Annotated in this window: 21 protein-coding genes; 17 read left to right on the top strand and 4 right to left on the bottom strand. The window is 65.0% G+C overall.

All coding sequences use genetic code 11. The annotated features are described in order from the left end of the window. Positions 1 to 134 precede the first annotated feature (134 nt). The 12 genes from urtB to KIP89_RS12070 all read left to right on the top strand — a co-directional run bounded on the left by urtB (position 135) and on the right by KIP89_RS12070 (position 14,227). The gene (gene urtB / locus KIP89_RS12125; RefSeq protein WP_213755995.1) at positions 135 to 1,784 is read left to right on the top strand and encodes an urea ABC transporter permease subunit UrtB; all 1,650 of its coding nucleotides are present in this window, start codon (positions 135 to 137) and stop codon (positions 1,782 to 1,784) included. Beyond that, the gene (gene urtC / locus KIP89_RS12120; RefSeq protein ID WP_213755701.1) at positions 1,781 to 2,935 is read left to right on the top strand and encodes an urea ABC transporter permease subunit UrtC; all 1,155 of its coding nucleotides are present in this window, start codon (positions 1,781 to 1,783) and stop codon (positions 2,933 to 2,935) included. Before urtB ends, urtC begins: the two co-directional genes overlap by 4 nt. A 26-nt stretch (positions 2,936 to 2,961) precedes the next feature. Continuing rightward, entirely contained in the window at positions 2,962 to 3,756 is a 795-nt protein-coding gene (gene urtD / locus KIP89_RS12115) for an urea ABC transporter ATP-binding protein UrtD (RefSeq protein WP_213755994.1), read from the top strand. A gap of 4 nt (positions 3,757 to 3,760) precedes the next feature. Next, complete coding sequence (gene urtE, locus KIP89_RS12110; protein WP_213755700.1) at positions 3,761 to 4,456, top strand: urea ABC transporter ATP-binding subunit UrtE; 696 nt, start codon at positions 3,761 to 3,763, stop codon at positions 4,454 to 4,456. Next, a complete protein-coding gene (locus KIP89_RS12105) occupies positions 4,431 to 5,297 on the top strand; it encodes an urease accessory protein UreD (RefSeq protein ID WP_213755699.1) in 867 nt (288 codons plus the stop codon). The genes urtE and KIP89_RS12105 overlap by 26 nt, the downstream gene beginning before the upstream one ends. A 73-nt stretch (positions 5,298 to 5,370) precedes the next feature. Further along, positions 5,371 to 5,991 (top strand): urease subunit gamma, encoded by a 621-nt coding sequence (locus KIP89_RS12100; protein WP_213755698.1) that lies wholly within the window; start codon positions 5,371 to 5,373, stop codon positions 5,989 to 5,991. A 51-nt stretch (positions 5,992 to 6,042) separates the two neighbouring features. Then, on the top strand, positions 6,043 to 7,755 hold the full coding sequence (gene ureC / locus KIP89_RS12095) for an urease subunit alpha (RefSeq protein WP_213755697.1): 1,713 nt from the start codon (positions 6,043 to 6,045) through the stop codon (positions 7,753 to 7,755). 99 nt (positions 7,756 to 7,854) lie between these two features. Next, positions 7,855 to 8,589, top strand: a complete 735-nt coding sequence (locus KIP89_RS12090; RefSeq protein WP_213755696.1) for an urease accessory protein UreE — start codon at positions 7,855 to 7,857, stop codon at positions 8,587 to 8,589. Positions 8,590 to 8,598: 9 nt separating this feature from the next. Beyond that, positions 8,599 to 9,306: an urease accessory protein UreF gene (locus KIP89_RS12085; RefSeq protein WP_213755695.1), complete on the top strand. Its 708-nt coding sequence runs from the start codon at positions 8,599 to 8,601 to the stop codon at positions 9,304 to 9,306. A 14-nt stretch (positions 9,307 to 9,320) separates the two neighbouring features. Next, positions 9,321 to 9,962 (top strand): urease accessory protein UreG, encoded by a 642-nt coding sequence (gene ureG / locus KIP89_RS12080; RefSeq protein WP_213755694.1) that lies wholly within the window; start codon positions 9,321 to 9,323, stop codon positions 9,960 to 9,962. A gap of 134 nt (positions 9,963 to 10,096) precedes the next feature. After that, on the top strand, positions 10,097 to 12,385 hold the full coding sequence (locus KIP89_RS12075; protein ID WP_213755693.1) for a putative bifunctional diguanylate cyclase/phosphodiesterase: 2,289 nt from the start codon (positions 10,097 to 10,099) through the stop codon (positions 12,383 to 12,385). A gap of 72 nt (positions 12,386 to 12,457) precedes the next feature. Then, complete coding sequence (locus KIP89_RS12070) at positions 12,458 to 14,227, top strand: ArnT family glycosyltransferase (protein ID WP_213755692.1); 1,770 nt, start codon at positions 12,458 to 12,460, stop codon at positions 14,225 to 14,227. A gap of 2 nt (positions 14,228 to 14,229) precedes the next feature. Here KIP89_RS12070 and metC read toward each other — a convergent pair whose 3' ends face one another. Further along, a complete protein-coding gene (metC, locus tag KIP89_RS12065) occupies positions 14,230 to 15,423 on the bottom strand; it encodes a cystathionine beta-lyase (protein ID WP_213755691.1) in 1,194 nt (397 codons plus the stop codon). Positions 15,424 to 15,695: 272 nt separating this feature from the next. Here metC and KIP89_RS12060 point away from each other — a divergent pair, with 272 nt between their 5' ends. From KIP89_RS12060 to map, 5 genes are all read left to right on the top strand, one after another. Beyond that, a complete protein-coding gene (locus tag KIP89_RS12060; protein WP_213755690.1) occupies positions 15,696 to 16,718 on the top strand; it encodes an amino acid ABC transporter substrate-binding protein in 1,023 nt (340 codons plus the stop codon). A gap of 114 nt (positions 16,719 to 16,832) precedes the next feature. Next, on the top strand, positions 16,833 to 18,020 hold the full coding sequence (locus KIP89_RS12055) for an amino acid ABC transporter permease (RefSeq protein WP_213755689.1): 1,188 nt from the start codon (positions 16,833 to 16,835) through the stop codon (positions 18,018 to 18,020). Between the two features lie 10 nt (positions 18,021 to 18,030). Continuing rightward, positions 18,031 to 19,407 carry an amino acid ABC transporter permease gene (locus tag KIP89_RS12050; RefSeq protein WP_213755688.1) on the top strand — a complete coding sequence of 459 codons (1,377 nt, stop codon included), beginning with the start codon at positions 18,031 to 18,033 and terminating at the stop codon, positions 19,405 to 19,407. A 16-nt stretch (positions 19,408 to 19,423) separates the two neighbouring features. Next, complete coding sequence (locus KIP89_RS12045) at positions 19,424 to 20,221, top strand: amino acid ABC transporter ATP-binding protein (RefSeq protein WP_250152434.1); 798 nt, start codon at positions 19,424 to 19,426, stop codon at positions 20,219 to 20,221. A 305-nt stretch (positions 20,222 to 20,526) separates the two neighbouring features. Beyond that, a complete protein-coding gene (gene map / locus KIP89_RS12040) occupies positions 20,527 to 21,276 on the top strand; it encodes a type I methionyl aminopeptidase (protein WP_213755687.1) in 750 nt (249 codons plus the stop codon). Between the two features lie 5 nt (positions 21,277 to 21,281). On the opposite strand, the gene sseA is transcribed toward map, so the two are convergent. The 3 genes from sseA to KIP89_RS12025 form a co-directional block, all read right to left on the bottom strand. After that, complete coding sequence (gene sseA, locus KIP89_RS12035) at positions 21,282 to 22,145, bottom strand: 3-mercaptopyruvate sulfurtransferase (protein WP_213755686.1); 864 nt, start codon at positions 22,143 to 22,145, stop codon at positions 21,282 to 21,284. Between the two features lie 63 nt (positions 22,146 to 22,208). After that, positions 22,209 to 22,925 (bottom strand): alanyl-tRNA editing protein, encoded by a 717-nt coding sequence (locus tag KIP89_RS12030; protein ID WP_213755685.1) that lies wholly within the window; start codon positions 22,923 to 22,925, stop codon positions 22,209 to 22,211. Beyond that, positions 22,925 to 23,956, bottom strand: a complete 1,032-nt coding sequence (locus KIP89_RS12025; RefSeq protein WP_213755684.1) for a cysteine synthase A — start codon at positions 23,954 to 23,956, stop codon at positions 22,925 to 22,927. The genes KIP89_RS12030 and KIP89_RS12025 overlap by 1 nt, the downstream gene beginning before the upstream one ends. Positions 23,957 to 24,027 lie beyond the last annotated feature (71 nt).

Genomic DNA, 24,027 nt, shown 5'->3' with positions numbered 1-24,027 from the left:
CGGCCGGCACCTGCGGTGCCTTGGTGCCCTTTCCGATCGGATCGAACATCTGATCGACAGGAAAGCTCAGTGCCGCCCGCCGTCGCCGCCGGAGCGCGCTCCGGCCCTACGTCTCCGCACACCGACGGATGATGATGAACTCCCGCGCACGACTCCGTGGCTCCGGCCGCGCCCTGCTTGTCGCCCTCCTGGCGTTCTGCGCCATGCTGTCCGGCTCGCTCGCCGGCTCGCTGGCCTTGTCCCGCGCCGCGCAGGCGCAGGATATCAGCGCCCCGCTGGCGCAGCTCGCCAATGACAATTACGCCGACACGGAAGCCGCGCTTGGCGCGCTGGCCCTGAGCGGCAGCCCCGCCGCCGCGCAGATCGTCGCGGCGCTCGCCGATGGCAAGCTGGTCTATTCCTCGACCGCGCCCCGGCAGATCTTCATCCGCACCGATACCGGCCTGATCGACCCGCTGACGATGCAGGCCGTTGCGCCGGCGCCCGCCGTGAAGCCGGTGCGCGTCAACAACCGGGTGCGCCGCGCCATCGAGGCGGCCAATGGTGCGCTGTCGCTCGTCAGCCCCGATCCTGCCAAGCGTATCGACGCCGCCATCGCCGTGGCCCGTTCGCGCGACGAGGCGGCGCTGCCGGCGCTCGACACCGCGCTCGCCAAGGAGAGCAACCCCAAGGTCAAGACCGCCTTGGTGCTGGCCCGCGCCTCCATCCTCATCGCCAAGGAGGGCATCACCCCGGCCGAGCGCATCGCCGCCGTTCAGCTGGTCGCCGCCGAAGGCAATCAGGAGGCGCTGGCCATCCTGCGCGGCGTGCCGGACAGCGCGGCGCCCGAGGTGAAGCAGGCGGCGACCGACGCCATCGCCGGCATCGAGCGCAACCTCGCCACCTGGGCGATCGCGCAGAATATCTGGTACGGCGTCTCGCTCGGCTCCGTCCTGCTGCTCGCCGCCATCGGCCTCGCCATCACCTTCGGCGTGATGGGCGTCATCAACATGGCGCATGGCGAGATGGTCATGCTCGGCGCCTACACCACCTTCGTGGTGCAGGAGGTGATCCGGCAGAATTATCCCGGCCTGTTCGACTGGTCGCTGATCATCGCCATCCCGCTCGCCTTTCTGTTCACCGGGCTGATCGGCGTGCTGATCGAGCGCACGGTGATCCGTTTTCTCTATGGGCGGGCGCTGGAAACGCTGCTGGCGACCTGGGGTATCTCGCTCATCCTCCAGCAGGCGATCCGCACCATCTTCGGGCCGACCAACCGCGAGGTCGGGGCGCCGAGCTGGATGTCCGGCTCGTTCGAGCTCGGCCACATGTCGGTGACCTATGGCCGGCTGTGGATCATCGTTTTTGCACTGATTGTCTTCATTGCACTCCTCACTGTACTGCGCGTCACCCGCATCGGCCTCGAAATGCGGGCCGTCACACAGAACCGGCGCATGGCCGCGGCGATGGGAATCCGCACCAATTGGGTCGATGCGATGACCTTCGGCCTCGGCTCGGGCATCGCCGGAATTGCCGGTGTCGCCCTGAGCCAGATCGACAACGTGTCGCCAAACCTCGGGCAGAGCTACATAATTGACAGCTTCCTGGTCGTCGTCTTCGGCGGCGTCGGCAATCTCTGGGGCACGCTGGTCGGCGCCATGTCGCTCGGCATCGCCAACAAGATGCTGGAGCCCTATGCCGGCGCGGTGCTCGGCAAGATCGCCCTGCTGGTGATCGTCATCCTCTTCATCCAGAAACGCCCCCGAGGCCTCTTCGCCCTCAAGGGGAGGTCGATCGAAGCATGAGCATGAGCGATACACGTCAACCCGCGCTGCTTGGTCCTAGCGGCATGATTTTCCTCGCGATTTTGGTGGCGGCTGCCGTTCTGGTGCCCGCCCTGAACCTGATGACGCCGCCGGATTCGGCGCTGCATGTGCCGACCTATGTGGTCTCGCTGCTCGGCAAATATCTCTGCTACGCCCTGCTCGCCCTCTCGGTCGATCTGATCTGGGGCTATGTCGGCATTCTCTCGCTCGGCCATGGCGCGTTCTTCGCACTCGGCGGCTATGCGATGGGGATGTATCTGATGCGCCAGATCGGCACGCGTGGCGTCTATGGCGACCCGATTTTGCCGGATTTCATGGTGTTCCTGAACTGGAAGGAGCTACCCTGGTTCTGGTACGGCTTCGACATGTTCCCCTTCGCCGCACTTATGGTGCTGCTGGCGCCGGGTATTCTTGCTCTCGTCTTCGGCTGGTTTGCGTTTCGCTCGCGCGTTACAGGCGTCTATCTGTCGATCATCACCCAGGCGATGACTTTCGCCCTGCTGCTGGCCTTCTTCCGCAACGACATGGGCTTCGGCGGCAATAACGGCCTGACCGACTTCAAGGACATTCTCGGCTTCAACATCCAGTCCGACGGTACGCGCCTTGTTCTCTTCGTCCTCTCCGCCCTGGCCTTGGGGCTCGGCTATGTGCTGTGCCGGTTCCTCGTGCGCTCGCATTTCGGCAAGGTGCTGATCGCCATTCGCGATGCCGAGACGCGCGTCCGCTTCACCGGCTACCGGGCGGAGAACTACAAGCTGGTCGCTTTCGTCGTCTCCGCCATGCTGGCGGGCATCGCCGGCGCGCTCTATGTGCCGCAGGTCGGCATCATCAATCCGTCCGAGTTCTCGCCGGCCAATTCGATCGAGATCATCGTCTGGGTGGCGGTCGGCGGGCGCGGCACGCTGGTCGGCGCGGCGCTCGGCGCCGTTCTGGTGAACTACGCCAAGACCTACTTCACCTCGGGCATGCTCGCACCCTACTGGCTGTTCATGCTCGGCGGCCTGTTTGTCGCCGTGACCCTGTTCCTGCCCAAGGGCATTGTCGGCACGTTCTATGAGTGGCGCGAGAAGCGGCGCCCACCGCCGGACGGCGCGGATGCGCCGCTCGCCTCGCCCAAGCCGGCCGAATGAGGAGCCCCACGATGAACGCGATCGATATGGTGGCTCCTGAAGCTCCCGATGGCCTCGGCGCCGAGAAGAAGTCGCTGACCGAGGCGCTGCTCTACCTCGACGGCGTCACCGTGACCTTCGATGGCTTCCGGGCGCTCAACTCGCTCTCCTTCACCGTTGATCCCGGCGAGATGCGGGCCATTATCGGCCCCAACGGGGCCGGCAAGACCACCATGATGGACGTCATCACCGGCAAGACCCGCCCGGACAAGGGCGACGTCTATTTTAACGGCGGCACCACCGATCTGGCCAAGCTGGATGAGACGCAGATCGCCACGCTCGGCATCGGCCGCAAGTTCCAGAAGCCGACCGTGTTCGAGAGTCACACGGTGATCGACAATCTGCGCCTCGCCCTCAAGGGGCAGCGTTCGGCCCTGCCGAACATTTTCCGCCGCGAGAGCGCGGCGGAGCGCGCGCTGATCGACGAGATATTCGAGACCATCAAGCTCACCGATCACCGTTGGCGGCTGGGCGGCGAGCTCTCGCACGGCCAGAAACAGTGGCTGGAGATCGGCATGCTGCTCGCGCAGGACCCCAAGCTTCTGCTGGTCGACGAGCCGGTGGCCGGCATGACCGATGCCGAGACCGCACAGACCGCCGAATTGCTGCGCGAGATCAATGCCAACGGCCATTCGGTCGTCGTCGTCGAGCATGACATGACCTTCGTGCGCGATCTCGGCGTGCGGGTCATGTGCCTGCATGAAGGCTCCGTGCTGGCCGAGGGCACGCTCGACCAGGTCAGCGCCAATGAGCGCGTCATCGAAGTCTATCTGGGACGCTAGGCTCATGCTTGAAGTTCAGGACGTCAATCTGTTCTACGGCGCCGCACAGGCGCTGCGGGGTGTCTCGCTGGTGGCGGAGCCGGGTAAGGTCACCTGCGTGCTGGGCCGCAACGGCGTGGGCAAGACCAGCCTCATGCGCGCCATTGTCGGCCAGGCGCCCGTCGCCAAGGGGGCCATCCGCTTCAATGGCGAGGACATAACCACCATGGCGCCCGCCGAGCGGGCGCGGCGCGGCATCTCCTTCGTCCCGCAGGGGCGCGAGATATTCCCCTTGCTTACCGTGGCGGAAAATCTCCAGACCGGTTTCGCGCCGCTCAAGCGCGCCGACCGCTTCATCCCCGATGATGTGTTCTCGCTGTTTCCGGTGCTCGATTCGATGATGCGCCGGCGCGGCGGCGATCTCTCGGGCGGCCAGCAGCAGCAGCTTGCCATTGGCCGGGCATTGGTAATGCGCCCTAAAGTACTGGTGCTGGATGAGCCGACCGAAGGCATCCAGCCTTCCATCATCAAGGATATCGGCAACGCCATCCGCTACTTGCGCAGCAAGGGCGATATCGCCATCGTGCTGGTCGAGCAGTATTTCGACTTCGCCAAGGAACTGGCCGACCGCTTCATCGTGATGGAGCGCGGCGCGGTGGTGATGTCGGGCGACGGCGCCGCCCTTGAGGACCCGGATGTACGCAATCGAATTGCCGTCTGACGCTGCCGCCACCATTCCGGTCGAACGGCGCGGGCATGGGCGGATCCTGTTCGAGGCGGTGGGACTCGGCGAGCGAACCATACGGGGACGCATTGAAGAGTCGGGTTTCGCCCGTGCGCGTTTTCCGCTGTCGGGCCGGCGCCGTCGTGCGCTGGAGGCGGTGCTGATCAATACCGGCGGTGGATTGACCGGCGGCGATACCTCGCAAACGATCATTCGCGCGGCAGAGACTGCCCAACTCGTGGTCACGACGCAGGCGGCTGAGAAGATCTACCGCTCCGATGGCGCCGTCACCGGCATTATGGTCGACCTCATGGCCCAGGCCGGTACGGTGCTCGAATGGATGCCACAGGCGACGATCGTGTTCGATGGCGCGCGGGTGCAACGCTCCATTCAGGCAGAGGTGGCAGGGGATGCCCGGCTGCTGCTGGTGGAGCCGGTCATTCTCGGCCGAACGGCGCGTGGCGAGCGTTTCTCGCATGGCGAACTGGTTGATAGCTGGCGCATAAGGCGGGCCGGAAAACTCATTTTCGCCGACGGCATGGTGCTTGAGGGTGACATCTCCGCGATCCTGGATCGACGGGCATGTGCGGGCGGATGGGCGGCCTTCGCCACGCTGCTGCTCGTCGCTCCAGATGCGGAAAGCCGCCTGGATGCGGTCCGCGAGGCGCTAGGATTGCCGGACGACCTGCCCGATCATCTCGATGCGGGCGTCAGTGCCTGGGACGGGATGCTCTGCGTGCGGCTGCTCGCGCGCGACGGCGCCCCGCTGGAGACGGCGATCCGCCGCGCCATCACGGCGCTCGGCATCGCCGAGGTCCCTCGCATCTGGCATTGCTGATGCAAGCGAGCGACACTTGCCGCCACAGCCTGATTTTCCACCGACTGCCATTGCCCTGCCGGAGACCTGACTGATGAACCTCAGCCCGCGCGAGAAGGACAAGCTCCTCGTCGCCATGGCCGCCATGGTCGCCCGCCGTCGCCTTGAGCGCGGCGTGAAGCTCAATCATCCCGAGGCGGTGGCGTTGATCACCGATGTGGTGGTGGAAGGCGCGCGCGATGGCAAGACGGTCGCGGAGTTGATGACATTGGGCACTCAAGTGCTCACCGCCGACCAGGTCATGCCGGGTGTCGCCGAGATGATCTACGACATCCAGGTCGAGGCGACCTTCCCGGACGGCACCAAGCTCGTCACCGTGCATGAGCCCATTCCGTCCGCTCATCCCGCGGGCATTCCCGGTGAGATGCTGCTGGAGGAAGGGGAGGTCGAACTTCTGGCCGGGCGCGAGATCGTCGCCCTCACCGTGGCAAATACTGGCGACCGGCCGATCCAGGTTGGCAGTCACTATCATTTCTTCGAAACCAACCCGGCTCTCAGCTTTGATCGCGACAAGGCCCGCGGCATGCGCCTTGCCATCCCCTCGGGTACGGCGGTGCGCTTCGAGCCGGGCCAGAGCCGCGAGGTCAAGCTCGTCGCGCTCGCCGGCCAGCGGGAGGTCTATGGCTTCCGCCAGGCCATCATGGGCCGTCTCTGACACCCTGACTTCCGCGCCTTTTGCTCGCCCGATCGCCGAAACGGATGTGCCATGTCGATCAAGATTTCCCGCGCCACCTATGCCGAGATGTTCGGGCCGACCACCGGCGACCGCGTGCGGCTCGCCGACACTTCGCTGATCATCGAGGTGGAGAAGGACTTCACCGTCTACGGCGAGGAGGTGAAGTTCGGCGGCGGCAAGACCATTCGCGACGGCATGGGCCAGTCCCAGGTCACGCGCGGCGACGGCGCGGTGGACACCGTCATCACCAATGCGCTGATCCTCGACCATTGGGGGATCGTGAAGGCCGATATCGGCGTCCGCGATGGTCGCATCTGCGGCATCGGCAAGGCCGGCAACCCGGCGATCCAGCCGGGCGTTTCCATCATCATCGGCGCCTCGACCGAGATCATTGCCGGCGAGGGCAAGATCATCACGGCGGGCGGCTTTGACAGCCACATCCATTTCATCTGCCCGCAGCAGATCGAGCACGCGCTGATGAGCGGCGTCACCACCATGCTCGGCGGCGGAACGGGTCCGGCAGCGGGCACCAATGCCACAACCTGCACGCCCGGCCCCTGGCACATCGAGATGATGCTCCGTGCCGCGGACAGCTTTCCGGTAAACCTCGCCTTTTCCGGCAAGGGCAATGTCTCTCTGCCCGGCCCGCTCGTTGAGCAGATCGAGGCGGGCGCCTGCGCGCTCAAGCTTCACGAGGACTGGGGCACGACGCCGGCCGCCATCGACAACTGCCTCTCGGTCGCCGATGAGTACGATATTCAGGTGATGATCCACACCGACACGCTCAATGAGAGCGGTTTCGTGGAAGACACCGTCGCCGCTTTCAAGGGCCGCACCATTCACGCCTTCCACACGGAAGGCGCGGGCGGCGGGCATGCGCCGGACATCATGAAGGTGGTCGGCCTGCCGAACGTGCTGCCGTCCTCCACCAATCCGACGCGGCCCTTCACCATCAACACGCTCGATGAGCATCTCGACATGCTCATGGTCTGCCACCATCTCGACCCTCTGATCGCCGAGGACCTCGCCTTTGCCGAGAGCCGTATCCGCAAGGAGACCATCGCGGCGGAGGATATCCTGCACGACCTCGGGGCCATCTCGATGATGAGCTCGGACAGCCAGGCCATGGGCCGGCTCGGCGAGGTGGTCACGCGCACCTGGCAGACCGCGCACAAGATGAAGCTGCAGCGCGGCCTTCTGCCGGGCGACAGCGAGCGCAACGACAATGCGCGCGCCAAGCGCTACATCGCCAAATACACGATCAATCCGGCTATCGCGCACGGCATGTCGCGCCATATCGGCTCGGTGGAGACCGGCAAGCTGGCCGATCTCGTTGTCTGGTCACCGGCCTTTTTCGGCACCAAGCCGGATATGGTGATCAAGGGCGGAATGATCGTCGCGGCGCAGATGGGCGACCCCAATGCCTCTATCCCGACGCCCCAGCCGGTGCATTACCGTCCCATGTTCGGTGCCTTCGGCAAGGCGCGGACCGCGACCAGCCTTACCTTCGTGTCGCAGGCGGCAATCGAACTGAATGTCGGTGCCAAGCTCGGGCTGGAGAAGCGCCTCGTCGCTATCGAGAATGTGCGCGGCGGCATCTCCAAGGCGTCGATGGTCCACAACAGCGCGACGCCGCAGCTGGAGATCGACCCCGAGACCTACGAGGTGCGGGCCGATGGCGAGTTGCTCACCTGCGCGCCGGCGAGCGAACTGCCCATGGCGCAGCGCTATTTCCTGTTCTAAGCATCGGTCGGCGCCGCGCGCCGCGATTTCATCAGCCGAGGCATGGCTTCGCCGCAAAGGCACACCACCTTTGCGGCACATGCTTCGAGGAGACCGATCATGATCCGTGCCCGTTCGCTCCTGCCCGCCGGCAATTGGGATGCCTCCACCGCCGCTGATCGCGTCGTGCTGCCGCATGACGGCCGCTACCGCCGCCGCATCGCCATGCGTGGCGACGGTGATGTCGCTTTCCTGCTCGATCTGCCGGAAGCCACCCGACTGAAGCAGGGCGACGGCCTGGCGCTGGACGATGGCCGCATCGTCGTGGTGGTCGCCGCCGAGGAGCCGGTGGCGGAAATCTACGCCCACGACGCCCATCACCTGGCTCGCCTCGCCTGGCATCTCGGCAACCGGCATGTGCCGGCGGAACTGCTTGCCGACCGCATTCGCATTGCCCGCGACACGGTGCTGGAAGAGATGGCGCGTGGCCTTGGGGCGACGGTGGCGATCGTCGACGCGGCCTTCGAGCCGGAAGGCGGGGCCTATGAGGCGGCTGAGGCGCATGGACACCTCGCCCATGGCCACGCGCACGATCATCACGAGCACGCGCACGGAGACGCCTGCGGCTGCGGGCATGACCATGATCACGGCCATCACGAGCATGAGCATCACGCGCATGCTGCTCCGGCTCGCGACGTGCTGTATGTCCAGGAGGCCGCTCATGAACACAAGCATGAGCACGCCCATGGTGATGATTGTGGGTGCGGGCATGACCATCATGACCATAAACATGCCGACCACGAGCATCACGACCACGATCATGATCACAAGCGCGCCGGCGATCATGGCCATTAGGCACGGCGCATGACCGGTGAGGAGACTGAGCTGGTCGGCGCCTTACCCGATCTCCTGCCGCTGTTCGTTTGGCTGTCGCCGGCCTATCCGGTTGGCGCCTTTGCCTATTCCCATGGGCTCGAATGGGCGGTGGAGACGCAGGCCATCGTCGATGTCGGTTCGCTGATCGCCTGGGTGGACGATCTCCTCCATCACGGAGGCCCCTTCGCCGACGCGGTTCTGCTGGCGCATGCGTATAGTGCGGTGGACGATCAGGACGATGTGGCTCTGCGGGAGGTGCTTGAACTCGCCGCGGCCTTCGCTCCCTCGCGCGAGCGGCAGATGGAGACGCTGAACCAGGGCGACGCCTTCATCGCCGCCACGCGGGTCGCCTGGCCGTCGCCTGTCATTGATCGGCTGCCGTCGGTCTGGAGCGGGCGCGTCGCCTATCCGGCGGCGGTCGGTATCGCGAGCGCGGCCCATGCCCTTCCGTTGCCAGCGACCCTGTCGGCCTATCTCGGCGCGGTGGCGGCCAATCTGATCTCCTCGGCGGTGCGCCTTGTGCCGCTTGGGCAGACGGATGGAAACATCGCCCTGGCGGCGGCGACCAAGGTCGCTCGCCGGGTTGCGCGGCGGGCAGCCGAGGTGCCGCTTGTCCGGCTTGGCGGCGCGGCGCTTGCATCGGACATCGCGTCGATGCGTCACGAGACGCAGTATACGCGGCTATTCAGAAGCTGAAGGCGAGGATTTCCATGGCATATGAGAGCAGCGGGCCGCTTCGTGTCGGCATTGGCGGGCCGGTCGGTTCCGGCAAGACGGCGCTGATGGAGGCGCTGTGCCGGATCTTCCGCGACCGCTACGATCTCTGTGCGATCACCAACGACATCTACACCAAGGAGGATGCCGAAATCCTCACCCGAGCGGGCGCCCTGCCGGCGGATCGAATCATGGGCGTGGAGACCGGCGGCTGCCCCCACACCGCCATCCGCGAAGACGCCTCGGCCAATCTGGCGGCGATCGGGGAGATGAGGGGACGCTTTCCCCATCTCGATCTTATCCTGATCGAGTCTGGCGGGGACAATCTTGCCGCGACCTTCTCGCCGGAACTCGCGGACCTGACGATCTATGTGATCGACGTGTCGGCCGGAGAGAAGATACCGCGCAAGGGTGGCCCTGGCATCACCCGATCCGACCTGCTTGTCATCAACAAGATCGACCTCGCGCCCTATGTCGGGGCCTCGCTTGAGGTGATGGATCGCGACGCCCGCCGGATGCGGGGACGGCGGCCTTTCGTGTTTTCCAACATTCGCGCTGGCGTGGGCGTGGAGGAGGTTGCACGCTTCATTGAAGAGGCCGGCGGGTTGGTGACGGCCGCGCAGCCGGCTGCCGAGTAAGCGCCTATTGTCGTTCTGTGATGTTGATGTTGAAATGATCTGTAACGCATTCAGAACCGGCTGAGATTTCGCGGATTCGGCGGCCGTGCCCCACCGATTCCGACCATCCGCTTCCGCTGTCCACCAGGTGAGCAATGGCCTTTCCGATCCCGGAGAACGAGGCTGAACGGCTGGCGGAGCTTCATGCGCTGGATATCCTCAACTCGCCGGCCTCGCCGGTGCTGGAGGGGGTCTGCGTGTTGGCGCGGCAGATGTTCGGTCTGCCTTCCGCCTGCATCGGGCTGATTGATCGTGATCGCCAATGTTTCAAGGCGAATTCCGGCTTCGGGGATGCCGAGGGTACGTCCAGAGCGCACTCGTTCAGTGCCTGGACCATCATGACGTCCGACATATTGGTCATTCCCGATGCCAGTCGCGACCCGCGCTTCCAGGACAATATCTATGTCACCGGAGAGCCCCATATCCGCTTCTATGTGGGCGCGCCGATTGCACTTCGCCCCGGCCTGCCGATCGGTTCCCTTTGTCTGTTCGGGCCCGAGCCGCGCGAGATCAGTCCCGCCGAGCTTGAGATCGTCGCGCATCTGACGCAGGTCATCGTCGACCAGTTCCGTCTCCACGAAGCGACCCGTCGCACAACCCGTGAACTGGAACATCGCCGCACGAGCCAAAGCCTGCTCGAAATGCAGAGCCGCGAACTTTGGCGCCGCCAGACCTTGCTGGCGCAAACCGAGCGCCTCGCGAAGGTGGGTGGCTGGGAGTTCGAGGTCGCTACCGCGCGGATGATCTGGTCGGACGGCATATACGGCATTTATGGGTTATTGCCGGGGGTCGAGCCGACGCCGGAACTGGCGATGTCGCATCTCCCGGTCGAGGCGCGGCAGCATTTCCTGCGCAAGTTCGAGCATGCGCTCCGCAGCGGCGACCCTTTCGAGATCGAGCTGCCCTTCGTCAATGCACAGGGGCACCACCGCCTGGTGCGGCAGAGTTGCGAATTGGAGATCGAGGGAGGCAAGGTTGTCCGCGCCTTCGGAATCCTTCAGGACATAACGGAGCAGAAGCAATCCGAGCAGCGCATGTGGCACATGGCAAACCATGATGCGCTGACCAATCTTCCGAACCGCGGGCTCATGCGCGACAAGCTCGACGTCGCGTTACGCCGCACGCGGCGGAGCGGCGGTTATGTCGGCCTGCTGCTTGTCGACCTCGACCACTTCAAGGACGTCAACGATACGCTGGGTCATGATGCCGGCGACGCGCTGCTGATCGAGGTGGGGCGGCGGTTGAGCGCCAGCGTGAGCGAAGTCGATACGGTGGCGCGCCTCGGCGGCGACGAGTTCATCGTGCTTCTGTCCCGGATGGAAAATCCCGGCGATGGCATGGTGGTGGCACAGCGCATTCTTGCCGCGCTCAGCCTGCCCTTTGTTTCGCGACGCTCCTCGCTCTCCTGCCGGGGCAGCATCGGTGTGACCATCGCCCCCGATCACGGCACGGACCCCTCGACCTTGCTGAAGAACGCCGACATTGCGCTCTACCGGGCAAAATCGGCCGGGCGGGGAGTCGCCATCGAGTATGATCCGCGCATGCAGCAGGCGACGGAAAATCGCGTGCAACTCGTGGCGCGCGTGCGGCTGGCGCTGAAGAACGGCGAGTTCCTGCCCTATTACCAGCCCAAGATATCGCTTTCCACGGGCGCCATCATCGGCTTCGAAGCCCTGCTGCGCTGGCGGCATCCGCGCAAGGGGCTGCTCGGTCCGCAGGAGTTCAGCGCGATCTTCGACGATCCCCATCTATCGGTCGAAATCGGTGAGCGCCTTTTGCAACTCACCACCCGTGACATGGCCAACTGGGGCGCCATGGGCTGCGACTATGGTCATGTCGCGATCAACGTCAGTTCGCCCGAATTCGCGCAGGGGGAGCTTCCCGAGCGCGTGCTGACCGCGCTGGATCTGGCCGGTCTGGGCACCGACCGGCTCACCATCGAGGTGACCGAGACGGTGTTCCTCGGCCGGGGGACGGAGACGGTACGGCAGAGCCTTCAGCTGCTCAACCAGGCCGGCGTGCGCATCGCGCTGGATGATTTCGGCACCGGCTTCGCGTCCCTGAGCCATCTGAAGCAGTTTCCGGTGGACCGGATCAAGATCGACCGCTCATTCGTCCATGACATCGAACACGATATCGACGATGCCGCCATCGTCCGCGCGGTGATAAATCTCGGACATAGCCTCGGCATAGAGACGGTGGCGGAGGGGGTCGAGACATCCTCACAAGCGTCCTATCTCCGTGCCAATGGCTGCGACTATGCGCAGGGTTACCTTTACTCGAAGGCGCTCCCCGCCTCGCGGGTCCCCACGCTGCTCAAGGGCTGGAACGCGGAAGCGGCAGCCTACTGCGGCACGACGATTCCGCTCGATGCGCTGAGTTGACCGGCCGGGCGCTTTACGGCGGGCGCTAAGCCCTTCTGATATGGTCGGATCATACCGAATCGGACGACCATCATGAAGCCCGTATCCCTGCAGGACGACAGTTCGAAGACAGCGTTGTCGCTGCGGGGGCTTCGGCTGGCGAGCCGTATCGTCATGCTCGTCGACTGGGCTTCCCGGTCAAACCGTCGATGCAGCCTGATTCTTGTCCTCCTCTGCTGCATTGCCTTCCTTCCGGGTTTTTTCTCCATTCCGGTGCTCGACCGGGATGAGGCGCGTTTCGCCCTTGTCACCCGGCAGATGGTCGAGACCGGCCAGCTGGCGGAGGTGCGGATCGGCAGCGAGGGGGCTCATACACGCCCTCTTGGATGGCACTGGCTGCAAGCCGGGCTGGTGGCGAGTGTCGACGCCATCGGCATGGATCGGGCGGATCGAACGATCTGGCTCTATCGCCTTCCCTCCCTGTTCGCGGCAATAGCCGCCGTTCTGCTGACCTTCTGGGCGGCGCTGGCCTTCACGGGCCGCCGTGCGGCGCTTTTTGCCGCCATTCTGCTCGCGGGTTCGGCCTCGGTCGGTGTCGCCGCCCGTCTCGCCATGCCGGATGCCCTTATGCTCGCGGCGGCTGCCGCCATGATCGGATCGCTGGCGCGCCTGTATTTGCCGGAGCGGGCCGGCGAACACGCCACGCTGCTGCCATCCGACGCGACGCGGGCTCTGGTCCTCCTGTTCTGGGGCGCGATTGCCGCGGCGCTGTTCATGCGAGGGCTGCTGGCGCTTTTCTATCCGCTTCTCGCCCTGTGCAGCTTGATGGCTGTCGATCGCTCTTTGCGTCCCCTCCGGGCCACGGCCCCTGTGGTGGGGGTTGCGCTGTGCGGGGTGGTCGGTCTGCTGTGGTATTTGCTGCGCCATTTCGGGATGGATGACCGTGATGCCGTCGCGGCAGGGAGGGCCTTGATGGGGCGCCTTGGTCCCTCCTTCTCGGGAGCCGGCGGGCCGCCGGGGACATTGCTGGTGACATTCTGGGGGATGTTCTGGCCGGGCGCGCCGCTGGCGGCGCTGGCCGTACCGCTTCTATGGAAGGCCCGTCGCCAGCGTGCGGTGCAGTTTCTGCTGGCCTGGGTGATCCCGGCCTGGATTGTGCTGGAACTGATCCCGACCAAATTTCCCGCCCATCTCCTGCCGCTCTTTCCGGCGGTGGCCATTGCTGTCGGGCTTGCGCTCGAGCGGGGCGCGCTGGCTCTGTCCGACGCCCGCCTCGTCCGGCTGGTCTGGCTCTGGCCGGTGATCGGCGCCGCCATCGCGGTCTTCGCCTTGCTCGGCCTCGCCATTTTCGACCGCACAACCAGCCTGCTGGCGTGGCCGCTGCTTCTGCTGGGTTTCTTCGCCCTCGTCACGGCGGCGGCAGCCTTTCGCGAGTATGGGGCGGAGAAGGCGTCTCTGCTGGCGGTCGTCGGAATGCTGATTTCCGGTTTCGGCGTGATGCAGCTTCTGCTGCCCCAGATGCGCAGCCTGTGGGTGTCGCCCCGCGTGGTGGAGGCTGTCGGCCGCGAGAACTGCCCGGCGGGCAGCGGCCCTCTGGTGCTGGGGGCGGCCGGTTATGACGAGCCGAGCCTCGCCTTCCTCCTGCCGGGCAGCATCCGCCTGATGGATGGCGCCGCCGCGGCGGATTTCCTGCGCGAGGGCGGCTGCCACATCGTGCTCATCGAGCGGCGGCAGGAGGTGCGCTTCGTCCGCCGGGCCGAGGCGCTCGGCCTGCGTTTCGAGCGCACCGCCGACATCGGCGGTGTCGCCTATGCCGACGGACGCGGCGTGCGCCTCTCGCTCTACCGCCGGGTCGGCGGCTGACCTCAGCGGGCCATCCGGCGCAGCCGCGAGAGGCCCTGTTCGAGGTCAGCGATGAGATCGTCCGTGCCTTCGAGACCGATATGGAGCCGGATGCCGGGTCCGCCGGGCTCCCATGTGGTCGCCGTGCGGTAGGTACTGCAGTCGAACGGGATCGCCAGGCTTTCGAAGCCACCCCAGCTATAGCCGAGGCCGAACAAGGCGAGGCTGTCGAGGAAGGCATCCGTTGCCGCCTTCGGCACGGGCTTCAGGATGATGCTGAACAGGCCGCTCGCGCCTTTGAAGTCGCGCTTCCAGAGCGCATGGCCGGGGTGCTCCGGCAGGGCAGGGTGGAGTACGTGCAGGACTTCCGGGCGGCTGGCGAGCCAATGGGCGAGGGTGAGCGCGGACTCCTGGTGGCGTGCGAGGCGCACGGCCATGGTCCGCAAGCCGCGCGAGCCGAGGAAGGCGTCCTCCGGTGCAACGGTGATGCCGAGATCGCCATGGGTCTGCTTCACCTGGGCGAAGGTCCGCGCATTGGCCGAAATCGTACCGATGTTGAGATCCGAATGGCCGCTCAGATATTTCGTTCCGGCCTGGATCGAGAGATCGACGCCGACATCATGCGGGCGGAAGAAAAGCGGCGTCGCCCATGTATTGTCGATCAGCGTGACGATGTCGTGGGCCCGCGCGACCTCCACAATGGCGGGAACGTCCTGCATCTCGAAGGACTGCGAGCCCGGCGATTCCATGAAGATCGCCCGCGTGTTCGGGCGGATCAGTCCGGCAATGTCGGCGCCGATCAACGGATCATAATAGGTGGTCTCGATCCCGTATCGGCGCAGCACGCCATTACAGAAATGCCGCGTCGGCTGGTAGGCGCTGTCCGTCATGAGCAGATGATCGCCGGCCGCGAGAACCGACAGCAGGCCGACGCTGACCGCCGAAAGACCGGACGGCGTCAGGACGACGCCCGCGCCCCCCTCGATGACGGTCAGCGCCTGCTCCAGCGCCTCCACGGTCGGGTTGCCGCGCCGTCCATAGGTGTAGCGCCCGGTGTGGCCTTCAAGGCCGGCGACGGTGGGCGACAGCACGGTGGAGCCCCGGACGATCGGTACATTCACGAAGCCGTCAAAGCGGGCCGGATCTCGTCCGGCCACCACGAGTTCCGTTTCCACTGAATAGGACGCAGGCGTCTGGTCTTTGGGGGCAGTAGTCATGCTGTGGAGTCACTCTAAGGTATTTTTGTACCGACCTAAGTCGCGTGGATGGGTGAGGGTGGTGCTTGACCGGGGGGTAATACGGCGTTCTGATGACCCAACGTCTTCCGCTGCATCGTATCGCACGGTGCGGGGCGGTCATAGACGAAGGGGGCAGGCCGGGCCGCGCTCATTAAAGCCAAAGCGGCACGTGAATTGCTTTAACTGTCGCAGCGTGCCGTTCGGGCCACGAGCGGCGCGTCAGCTCAAAACCTATGAAGAAGGCTGCACACATGAAACGCCTCATTTCCACGTTTGCCGTCGCGGGCGCCCTTGGCCTCGCGGCATCCGGCGCGCAGGCCGCGACGAAGCTCGAGCAGGTGAAGTCGAAGGGCTTCGTCCAGTGCGGCGTGAGCCAGGGTCTGCCGGGCTTTTCGACGCCCGACGACAAGGGTAGCTGGACCGGTCTCGACGTGGATTTCTGCCGCGCGGTCGCTTCGGCCGTTCTAGGCGATCCGTCGAAGGTGAAGTATACGCCGCTCTCCGCCAAGGATCGCTTCACCGCTCTGCAGTCGGGCGACATCGATATCCTGTCGCGCAACACGACCTGGACGATCACCCGCGATACGTCACTTGGTCTCAACTTCACCGGCGTGACCTATTATGACGGCCAGGGCTTCATGATCCGCAAGGACAAGAAGGTGAACTCGGCCATGGAGCTTTCGGGGGCCTCGATCTGCACGCAGACCGGCACGACCACCGAGCAGAACCTGGCGGACTTCTTCCGCGCCAACAACATGAACTACGAAGTCATTGCCTTTGCTACCAATGACGAAGTGGTCAAGGCCTATGACGCCGGCCGTTGCGACGTGCTCACCACCGACCGTTCGGGCCTCGCCGGCGAGCGTCTGAAGCTCACCAATCCCGATGATCACATCGTTCTTCCCGAGATCATCTCCAAGGAGCCGCTCGGCCCGGTGGTTGCTCACGGTGACGACCAGTGGTTCGACATCGTGAAGTGGGTCCTGTTCGCCCAGCTCAACGCTGAAGAACTTGGCGTTACTTCCAAGAACGTCGACGAGCAGCTCAAGTCCACCGCCAACCCCGAGGTCAAGCGTCTGCTCGGCACCGAGGGCAAGTATGGCGAAGGCATGGGCATCGGCAATGACTGGGCCTACCTCATCATCAAGAACGTCGGCAATTACGGCGAGATGTATGACAAGAACGTCGGTCCCGACACCCCCCTCAAGCTGGCCCGCGGCGTGAATGCGCTGTGGAGCAAGGGCGGCCTGCAATACGCCCCGCCGATCCGCTGAGATCTGACGAAACGGGCTCCCGGCCAGTGTGCCGGGAGCCTTTTCCGACCGGAAAGCTGACGGAAAGTTCGGCGCCGGGTGACGCAGTGAGCCTCGAAAGAGGTGAGGGGGACCATGACGGACCTGGCAACGCCCGCATCAGGCGGGAAGACGTCTTTCATCAACGATCCAAAGGTGCGCAGCATCGGGCTGCAACTGATCGCCCTGTTAGCGGTCGTTTTCCTGGGATGGATGTTTGTCGATAATGCGAGTGAAAATCTGGCGGCACAGAAGATCGCCACAGGTTTCGGCTTTCTCGACAACACCGCCGGCTTCGGCATCAACCAGACTCTCATCCCCTATAGCGAGACGTCGACTTATGGCCGGGCCTTCTTTGTCGGCCTGCTGAACACCATTCTCGTCGGCGTTGTCGGCATTATCCTTGCCACCGTCATCGGGTTTCTGGTCGGCATCGGACGTTTGTCGAAGAACTTCGTCGTTCGCCTTCTGTCGACCGTCTATGTCGAGGTGCTGCGCAACCTGCCGCCGCTGTTCCAGATCCTGTTCTGGTATCTCGCGGTGCTGAGCGCGATGCCCGGCCCGCGCAACAGTATCAATCTGTTTGATGAAGTCTTCATCTCGAACCGCGGTATCATCATTCCTCGCCCACTGTTCAATGAGGGTACGGGAACGGTTCTGTGGTCCATAGGGGCGGCAATTCTTGCCGTTATCCTTATCCATTACTGGTCGCGGGCGCGCCAGGAGGAGACGGGGCGCCGGCTGCCCATGCTGCCGATCGGCCTCGCGATCCTCATCCTTGTGCCGCTCGCCGCCATGTATGTGACGGGCTTTCCCATCGGCATCGAACGCCCGGAACTGAAGGGCTTCAACTTCTCTGGTGGCGCGCGCGTCATCCCCGAATTCGTCGCCCTCACCGTCGCGCTGGCCACCTACACCGCGGCCTTCATTGCGGAAAATGTGCGCGCGGGCATTCAGGCGGTGAGCCACGGCCAGACCGAAGCGGCCCATTCTCTCGGGTTGCGCAACAGTCAAACCTTGCGCTTGGTGGTCATACCTCAGGCGATGCGGGTGATTATTCCACCGCTGACCAGCCAATATCTCAACCTGACCAAGAATTCGTCGCTCGCGGTCGGTATCGGCTATCCCGATCTGGTCGCCGTATTCGCCGGAACGACGCTGAACCAGACCGGGCAGGCCATCGAGATCATTGCGATGACCATGGGCGTCTATCTGGTTCTGTCCATCATCACCTCGGTTATCATGAACGCCTATAATAAGCGCGTCGCGCTTGTGGAACGGTGAGGATCGCGCCATGAGCCTGACCTTTGATGACGGCACCTTCATCCGTTCCGAACTGGAGACGCCGCTTCCGCCGCCGTCCCGCAATCTCGGTGTCATCGGCTGGATGCGGGAGAACCTGTTCTCCAGCTTCCTCAACGGCCTGCTGACGCTGGTCGGCATCGCCTTGGCGTTGTTGATCTTTCCGCCGCTGATCCGCTTCCTGTTCATCGACGCGGTGTGGACCGGCGAAAACCGCGAGGCCTGCCTCGGGCCGGATGTCGGGGCCTGCTGGCCCTTCATCCATGCCAAATTCGGCCAGTTGATCTACGGCTTCTATCCCATCGCCGAACGCTGGCGGCCCAATGTGGTGTTTGCCCTCGGCGCCATCCTGCTGGTGCCGCTGATGGTGCCGAGCGCGCCGATTAAGCGGCTGAATTCGCTGCTGTTTTTCGTCGTGTACCCGATCATTGCCTTCGTCCTGCTGACCGGCGGAAACATCAACGCGTCCGCCTTCCTGCTGGAGCGGTTCGGCCTGATCAGCCCGCTTACCGGCGGGGCGACCATCGCCGGGGTGAACCTCACCTTCTGGGTGGATTTCGTGCTGACCGCCCTCATCGTCGCGGCGGCGATCGGCGCGTTGATCGGCGCGCTCGGCGGCGCGGCGCTGTCCGCGGCCCGCTCGACGCTCTACGTCTTCGCCGCCTTCGGCGTGCTGGTGATGGCGTGGGACGTCGATGTCGGCCTCGACTATGTCGAGACGCGGCAATGGGGCGGGCTGCTTGTTACTCTGGTGATCGCCGTAACCGGCATCGTGGCGTCGCTGCCGCTGGGTATTGCGCTCGCTCTGGGGCGTCGTTCGCAAATGCCGATCGTGCGTCTGCTGTCGGTGATCTTCATCGAATTCTGGCGCGGCGTGCCGCTCATCACCGTTCTGTTCTTCGCGACCTACATGCTGCCGCTGTTTCTGCCGCAGGGCGCCAATCCCGACGCGCTGTTGCGCGCGCTGGTGGGTGTCGCGCTGTTCTCCGCCGCCTATATGGCGGAGGTGGTGCGCGGCGGGTTGCAGGCCATTTCCAAGGGCCAGTATGAAGGCGCGATGGCGATGGGGCTGACCTGGAGCCAGATGATGCGGCTCATCATCCTGCCGCAGGCGCTGACCCTGGTCATTCCCGGAATCGTCAACAGTTTCATCAGCTTGTTCAAGGATACGACGCTGGTCCTGATCGTCTCGATCTTCGACTTCCTCGGCCAGCTGCGCGCCTCCTTCACCGATCCGAACTGGGCCAGCCCGGTGACGCTGTATACGGGCTTTGCCTTCGCCGGCATCGTCTATTTCTTCTTCTGCTTCGGCATGTCGCGCTACTCTCTCTTCGTGGAGCGCCGCCTCAATACTTCCCACAGACGCTGAACGACGGAGACCCAAGATGACTGAACAACATTCGATCGTTTCCAGCGACGAACTTCCCGCCGTGCACACGCCGCCCGGCAAGGACGTGGCGGTTGAACTGGTCGGCGTCCATAAATGGTACGGCGAATTCCATGTGCTGAAGGACATCAACCTGCGGGTCCGCCGGGGCGAGCGCATCGTCATTTGCGGCCCGTCGGGCTCCGGCAAGTCGACCATGATCCGCTGCATCAACCGGCTGGAGGAGCACCAGAAGGGCTCCATCGTCGTCGACGGCATTGAATTGACAAATGATCTCAAGCGGATCGACGAAATCCGCCGTGAAGTCGGGATGTGCTTCCAGCACTTCAACCTGTTCCCGCACCTCACCATTCTGGAAAATTGCACGCTGGCGCCGATCTGGGTTCGCAAGATGCCCAAGAAGGATGCCGAAGAACTGGCGATGCATTTCCTGACCAAGGTGAAGATTCCCGAGCAGGCGCATAAATTCCCCGGCCAGCTCTCCGGCGGTCAGCAGCAGCGCGTCGCCATTGCCCGCGCCCTGTGCATGAAGCCGAAGATCATGCTGTTCGACGAGCCGACCTCGGCGCTCGATCCTGAAATGGTCAAGGAAGTTCTTGAAACCATGGTGAGCCTCGCCGAAGAAGGCATGACCATGCTGTGCGTCACCCATGAAATGGGCTTCGCCCGGCAAGTTGCCAACCGCGTGATCTTCATGGATGCCGGCCAGATCATCGAGATGAACGAGCCGGAAGCCTTCTTCTCCAACCCGCAGCACGAGCGCACCCGCCTGTTCCTCAGTCAAATTCTGCACTGATACAGGCATTTTTCTTGCCTTCGCGCGCGTCTGCGTCGAGGTGAAGTAATGTAAAGTAACGGCCGCCTGTCATGGGCGGCCGTTTTTATTTGCACGCGAATGACGCGTGAGTGCAGTGAGGTGGACGATCAGGCCAGTGTGTCTCGGAAAATGACCGATGCGGCCGATCGGGCCAAGCCTTCCGGCATGCGACGCTCGCCCGGGCCGTGTCCCCGTCTTGCCCGGACCGGCCCCGCCCGCTAAAGCGGGCCGCATTGTTGCCGCGCCCGCTCGGGCCCGTTCCCGACCGGATGAGAGAAAGCCCCATGGTGGTGACGAGCGAGGCCGAGCTGACGGCGCTGAAGGAGATCGGCCGCATCGTCGCCGTGACGCTGGAGGCGATGGGCAAAGCGATCGAGCCGGGCATCACCACGGCGGAGCTGGACCAGATCGGGCGCGGGTTGCTGGAAGCGGCGGGCGCGCGCTCGGCGCCGGAGAGCGTCTATGGCTTTCCTGGCGCCACCTGCATCAGCGTCAATGAGGAAATCGCCCACGGCATCCCCGGCGCGCGGGTGATCCAGCCGGGCGACCTCGTGAACATTGACGTTTCCGCCGAGAAGGGCGGTTATTTCGGCGACACCGGCGCGTCCTTCGCGGTGCCGCCGGTGACCCGCGCGGTCGAGCGGCTGTGCAAGGATGGGCGCCGCGCCATGTGGGCGGGGCTGCGCGAGGTCGGCGCCGGCCGACCGCTGGCGGGCATCGGCAAGGCGGTCGGCGCCTTCGCCCGCAAGAATGGCTACACGCTGGTGCGCAACCTCGCGAGCCACGGCATCGGCCACAGCCTGCATGAGGAGCCGAAGGAAATCGCCACCTGGCCGGATGCGTCGGAGCGGCGGGTGATGCGCGAGGGGTTGGTCTTCACCGTCGAGCCGTTCCTCTCGCTCGGCGCGGAGCACGCCGAGGATGGCGACGACCCGTGGACGCTCTACAGCGAGCCGCGCGCGCTCACCGTGCAGTATGAGCACACGGTGGTCGCCACGCGGAACGGCCCGCTGATCCTCACGCTGGCGGGGTAGGGTGTTCAGTCTTTGGGCAGGGGCGTCGCCGGGCCGGTCGCCACCGGGCGGTCGGAGCCGCCCCATTCGGTCCAGGAGCCGTCATAGAGCGCCTTGGGCCGCGCGCCGATGACATCGAGCGCCAGCCACAGGATGGCGGCGGTCACGCCCGAGCCGCAGCTGGTGATGATCGGGCGCTTGGTGTCGATACCGGCCGCCTCCACCGCCGCGCGGATGGCGTCGGAATCGACCAGCCGGCCATTCTTCACCACCTCGGAAACCGGCAGGTTGCGGGCGCCCGGCATATGGCCGGCGCGCAGCCCCGCGCGGGGTTCCGGCACTTCGCCACGGAAGCGCTCGGCGGCGCGGGCGTCGAGCACCTGCGCGCTGCCATTGGCGAGGCGGGTGGCGACCTCGTCGATGCTGGCGACCCAGCTTTTGTCGAGATGCGCCTCGAAGCTCGCGGGGTAGATGGTCGGCTCGCCCGCCTCGACCGGGTGGCCTTCCGCCAGCCATTTCGGGAAGCCGCCATCGAGGATCTGCACGTCGACCGCGCCGAACGCCTTCAGCGTCCACCAGACGCGCGGGGCGGAGAACAGGCCGGCGGTGTCATAGACCACGATCTTCATCGAGCGGCCGATGCCGAGCGATTCCATCGCGGCGCGGAACACGATTTCGGTCGGCAGCATGTGCGGCAGCGGGCTCGACGTGTCGGAGATGGCGTCGATGTCGAAGAACACCGCGCCGGGAATGTGCCGCTCCAGATATTCCGCCCGGCCGCTGCGCCCGCTCGCCGGCATGTGCCAGGAGGCATCGACGATGACGAGATTGGGCGCGCCGAGATGGGCGGCGAGCCATTCGGTGCTGACGAAGCGCGGATCATAGGACATGGTTCACTCCGATGGCGGCATGCGCCGCCCTGTTTCAGGCCCAGAAGCTCACGCCCAGGCGATTCAGGCCCACCCGACCCGCACGCGGCGGTTCTGCTGACCCTTCTTCTCGATCTTGGTCACCTGCGCCGCGCCGATCTCGGTCAGGCTGCGCACATGGGTGCCGCCGCAGGGCTGGAGGTCCAGCCCCTCAATGGCAACGAGGCGCACGCGCCCGGTGCCCATGGGCGGCTTGACCGACATGGTCTTGATGAGGCCGGGATTGGCGAGCAGTTCCTCGTCGCTGATCCAGCTCTCGGTGACAGCGGCGCCCGTGGCGATCATCTCGGCGAGCTTGGCCGTGATCGCGTCCTTGTCGAGATTGGCTTCGGGAATGTCGAAATCGAGCCGACCTTCCGCATCGCCGATGGAGCCGCCGGTGACCGGGTAGGGCAGGGCAACCGAGAGCAGATGCAGCAGCGTGTGCATGCGCATCCGCTTGTGGCGGATGTCCCAGTCGAGCACCAGTGTGACGCTCTCGCCGATGTCAGGCCGTTCACCGTCGGCGGTTGCGGGAACGTGGATCACCTCCGCCTTGTCCGGCCCATAGACGGCGGTGGCCAGCGCGATCTCGGTGCCGGAGGCGCGGCGCAGCAGGCCCGTGTCGCCCGGCTGGCCGCCGGCATTGGCGTAGAACACGGTACGGTCGGTGACGATGCCGCCCTCGGGCGTGAGCGCCGTCACGGTGGCCGTGGTCTCGCGCAGATAGGCGTCGTCGCGGAACAGGAGCTGGGTGGCCATCAGACGAGCACGCTCGGCAGGTCGACGCTGCGCTCCAGCCAGCCCGGCACGGGCAGGCCCTTCTCGCGCAGGAAGACGGGGTTGAACAGCTTGGACTGGTAGCGCGTGCCGTAGTCGCACAGGATGGTCACGATGGTGTGGCCGGGGCCCAGCTCGCGGGCGAGGCGGATAGCGCCGGCTACATTGATGCCGGAGGAGGAGCCGAGGCACAGGCCCTCATGCTCCAGCAGATCGAACACGATCTGCACGGCCTCAGCGTCGGGGATGCGATAGGCGACGTCGATCGGTGCGTCGTCGAGATTGGCGGTGATGCGCCCCTGACCGATGCCCTCGGTGATCGAGGAGCCCTCGGCCTTGAGTTCGCCCGTGGTGTAATAGCTGTAGAGGGCGGCGCCGAACGGGTCGGCCAGCGCGATCCTGATGCGCGAATTGCGCTGCTTCAGCGCCATGCCGGTGCCGGCCAGGGTGCCGCCCGTGCCCACCGCCGCGACGAAACCGTCGATCTCGCCCTCGGTCTGCTCCCAGATCTCCGGGCCGGTGGTCTCGATATGCGCCTGCCGGTTGGCGATGTTGTCGAACTGGTTCGCCCAGATGGCGCCGTTCGGCTCGGTCCTGGCGAGCGCCTCGGCGAGGCGGCCGGAGACCTTCACATAATTGTTCGGGTTGGCGTAGGCGACGGCGGGAACCTCCACCAGCGTGGCGCCGGCGAGCCGCAGCATGTCCTTCTTTTCCTGGCTCTGCGTCTCGGGAATGACGATCACCGAGCGGTAGCCGAGCGCATTGCCGACCAGAGCGAGGCCGATGCCGGTATTGCCCGCCGTGCCTTCCACCACAACGCCGCCGGGCTTGAGCGCGCCGCGCGCCACCGCGTCCTTGATGATGTAGAGCGCTGCGCGGTCCTTCACCGACTGGCCGGGATTGAGGAATTCCGCCTTGCCCAGAATGGTGCATCCGGTCATCTCGGATGCCCGCTTGAGCTTGATGAGGGGCGTGTTGCCGATTGCCTCGACCAGACCGTTTCGGATGTCCATCGCCTGAAATCACCGCCACTTGGAAAGCACTTTTGGAAGCACCGTTGGAAAGTGCCTGAAACTAGTCAGCC

The sequence above is a fragment of the Ancylobacter radicis genome, from assembly GCF_018449475.1.
Taxonomy (GTDB): Bacteria; Pseudomonadota; Alphaproteobacteria; order Rhizobiales; family Xanthobacteraceae; genus Ancylobacter; species Ancylobacter radicis.
The sequence above is the reverse complement of the archived record's forward strand: the minus strand, read 5'-3'. Positions and strand labels throughout refer to the sequence as shown.

Excerpts from the sequence above, each read along its gene's own strand:
- KIP89_RS12100 (WP_213755698.1), top strand. The coding sequence starts at position 5,371 with ATGAACCTCAGCCCGCGCGAGAAGGACAAGCTCCTCGTCGCCATGGCC.
- urtC (WP_213755701.1), top strand. The coding sequence starts at position 1,781 with ATGAGCATGAGCGATACACGTCAACCCGCGCTGCTTGGTCCTAGCGGC.
- KIP89_RS12030 (WP_213755685.1), bottom strand. The coding sequence starts at position 22,925 with ATGGCCACCCAGCTCCTGTTCCGCGACGACGCCTATCTGCGCGAGACC.
- ureG (WP_213755694.1), top strand. The coding sequence starts at position 9,321 with ATGGCATATGAGAGCAGCGGGCCGCTTCGTGTCGGCATTGGCGGGCCG.
- metC (WP_213755691.1), bottom strand. The coding sequence starts at position 15,423 with ATGACTACTGCCCCCAAAGACCAGACGCCTGCGTCCTATTCAGTGGAA.
- sseA (WP_213755686.1), bottom strand. The coding sequence starts at position 22,145 with ATGTCCTATGATCCGCGCTTCGTCAGCACCGAATGGCTCGCCGCCCAT.
- urtD (WP_213755994.1), top strand. The coding sequence starts at position 2,962 with ATGGTGGCTCCTGAAGCTCCCGATGGCCTCGGCGCCGAGAAGAAGTCG.
- KIP89_RS12050 (WP_213755688.1), top strand. The coding sequence starts at position 18,031 with ATGAGCCTGACCTTTGATGACGGCACCTTCATCCGTTCCGAACTGGAG.
- KIP89_RS12075 (WP_213755693.1), top strand. The coding sequence starts at position 10,097 with ATGGCCTTTCCGATCCCGGAGAACGAGGCTGAACGGCTGGCGGAGCTT.
- KIP89_RS12085 (WP_213755695.1), top strand. The coding sequence starts at position 8,599 with ATGACCGGTGAGGAGACTGAGCTGGTCGGCGCCTTACCCGATCTCCTG.
- KIP89_RS12055 (WP_213755689.1), top strand. The coding sequence starts at position 16,833 with ATGACGGACCTGGCAACGCCCGCATCAGGCGGGAAGACGTCTTTCATC.
- KIP89_RS12060 (WP_213755690.1), top strand. The coding sequence starts at position 15,696 with ATGAAACGCCTCATTTCCACGTTTGCCGTCGCGGGCGCCCTTGGCCTC.
- urtB (WP_213755995.1), top strand. The coding sequence starts at position 135 with ATGAACTCCCGCGCACGACTCCGTGGCTCCGGCCGCGCCCTGCTTGTC.
- KIP89_RS12025 (WP_213755684.1), bottom strand. The coding sequence starts at position 23,956 with ATGGACATCCGAAACGGTCTGGTCGAGGCAATCGGCAACACGCCCCTC.
- KIP89_RS12090 (WP_213755696.1), top strand. The coding sequence starts at position 7,855 with ATGATCCGTGCCCGTTCGCTCCTGCCCGCCGGCAATTGGGATGCCTCC.
- KIP89_RS12070 (WP_213755692.1), top strand. The coding sequence starts at position 12,458 with ATGAAGCCCGTATCCCTGCAGGACGACAGTTCGAAGACAGCGTTGTCG.
- map (WP_213755687.1), top strand. The coding sequence starts at position 20,527 with ATGGTGGTGACGAGCGAGGCCGAGCTGACGGCGCTGAAGGAGATCGGC.
- KIP89_RS12105 (WP_213755699.1), top strand. The coding sequence starts at position 4,431 with ATGTACGCAATCGAATTGCCGTCTGACGCTGCCGCCACCATTCCGGTC.
- urtE (WP_213755700.1), top strand. The coding sequence starts at position 3,761 with ATGCTTGAAGTTCAGGACGTCAATCTGTTCTACGGCGCCGCACAGGCG.
- ureC (WP_213755697.1), top strand. The coding sequence starts at position 6,043 with ATGTCGATCAAGATTTCCCGCGCCACCTATGCCGAGATGTTCGGGCCG.
- KIP89_RS12045 (WP_250152434.1), top strand. The coding sequence starts at position 19,424 with ATGACTGAACAACATTCGATCGTTTCCAGCGACGAACTTCCCGCCGTG.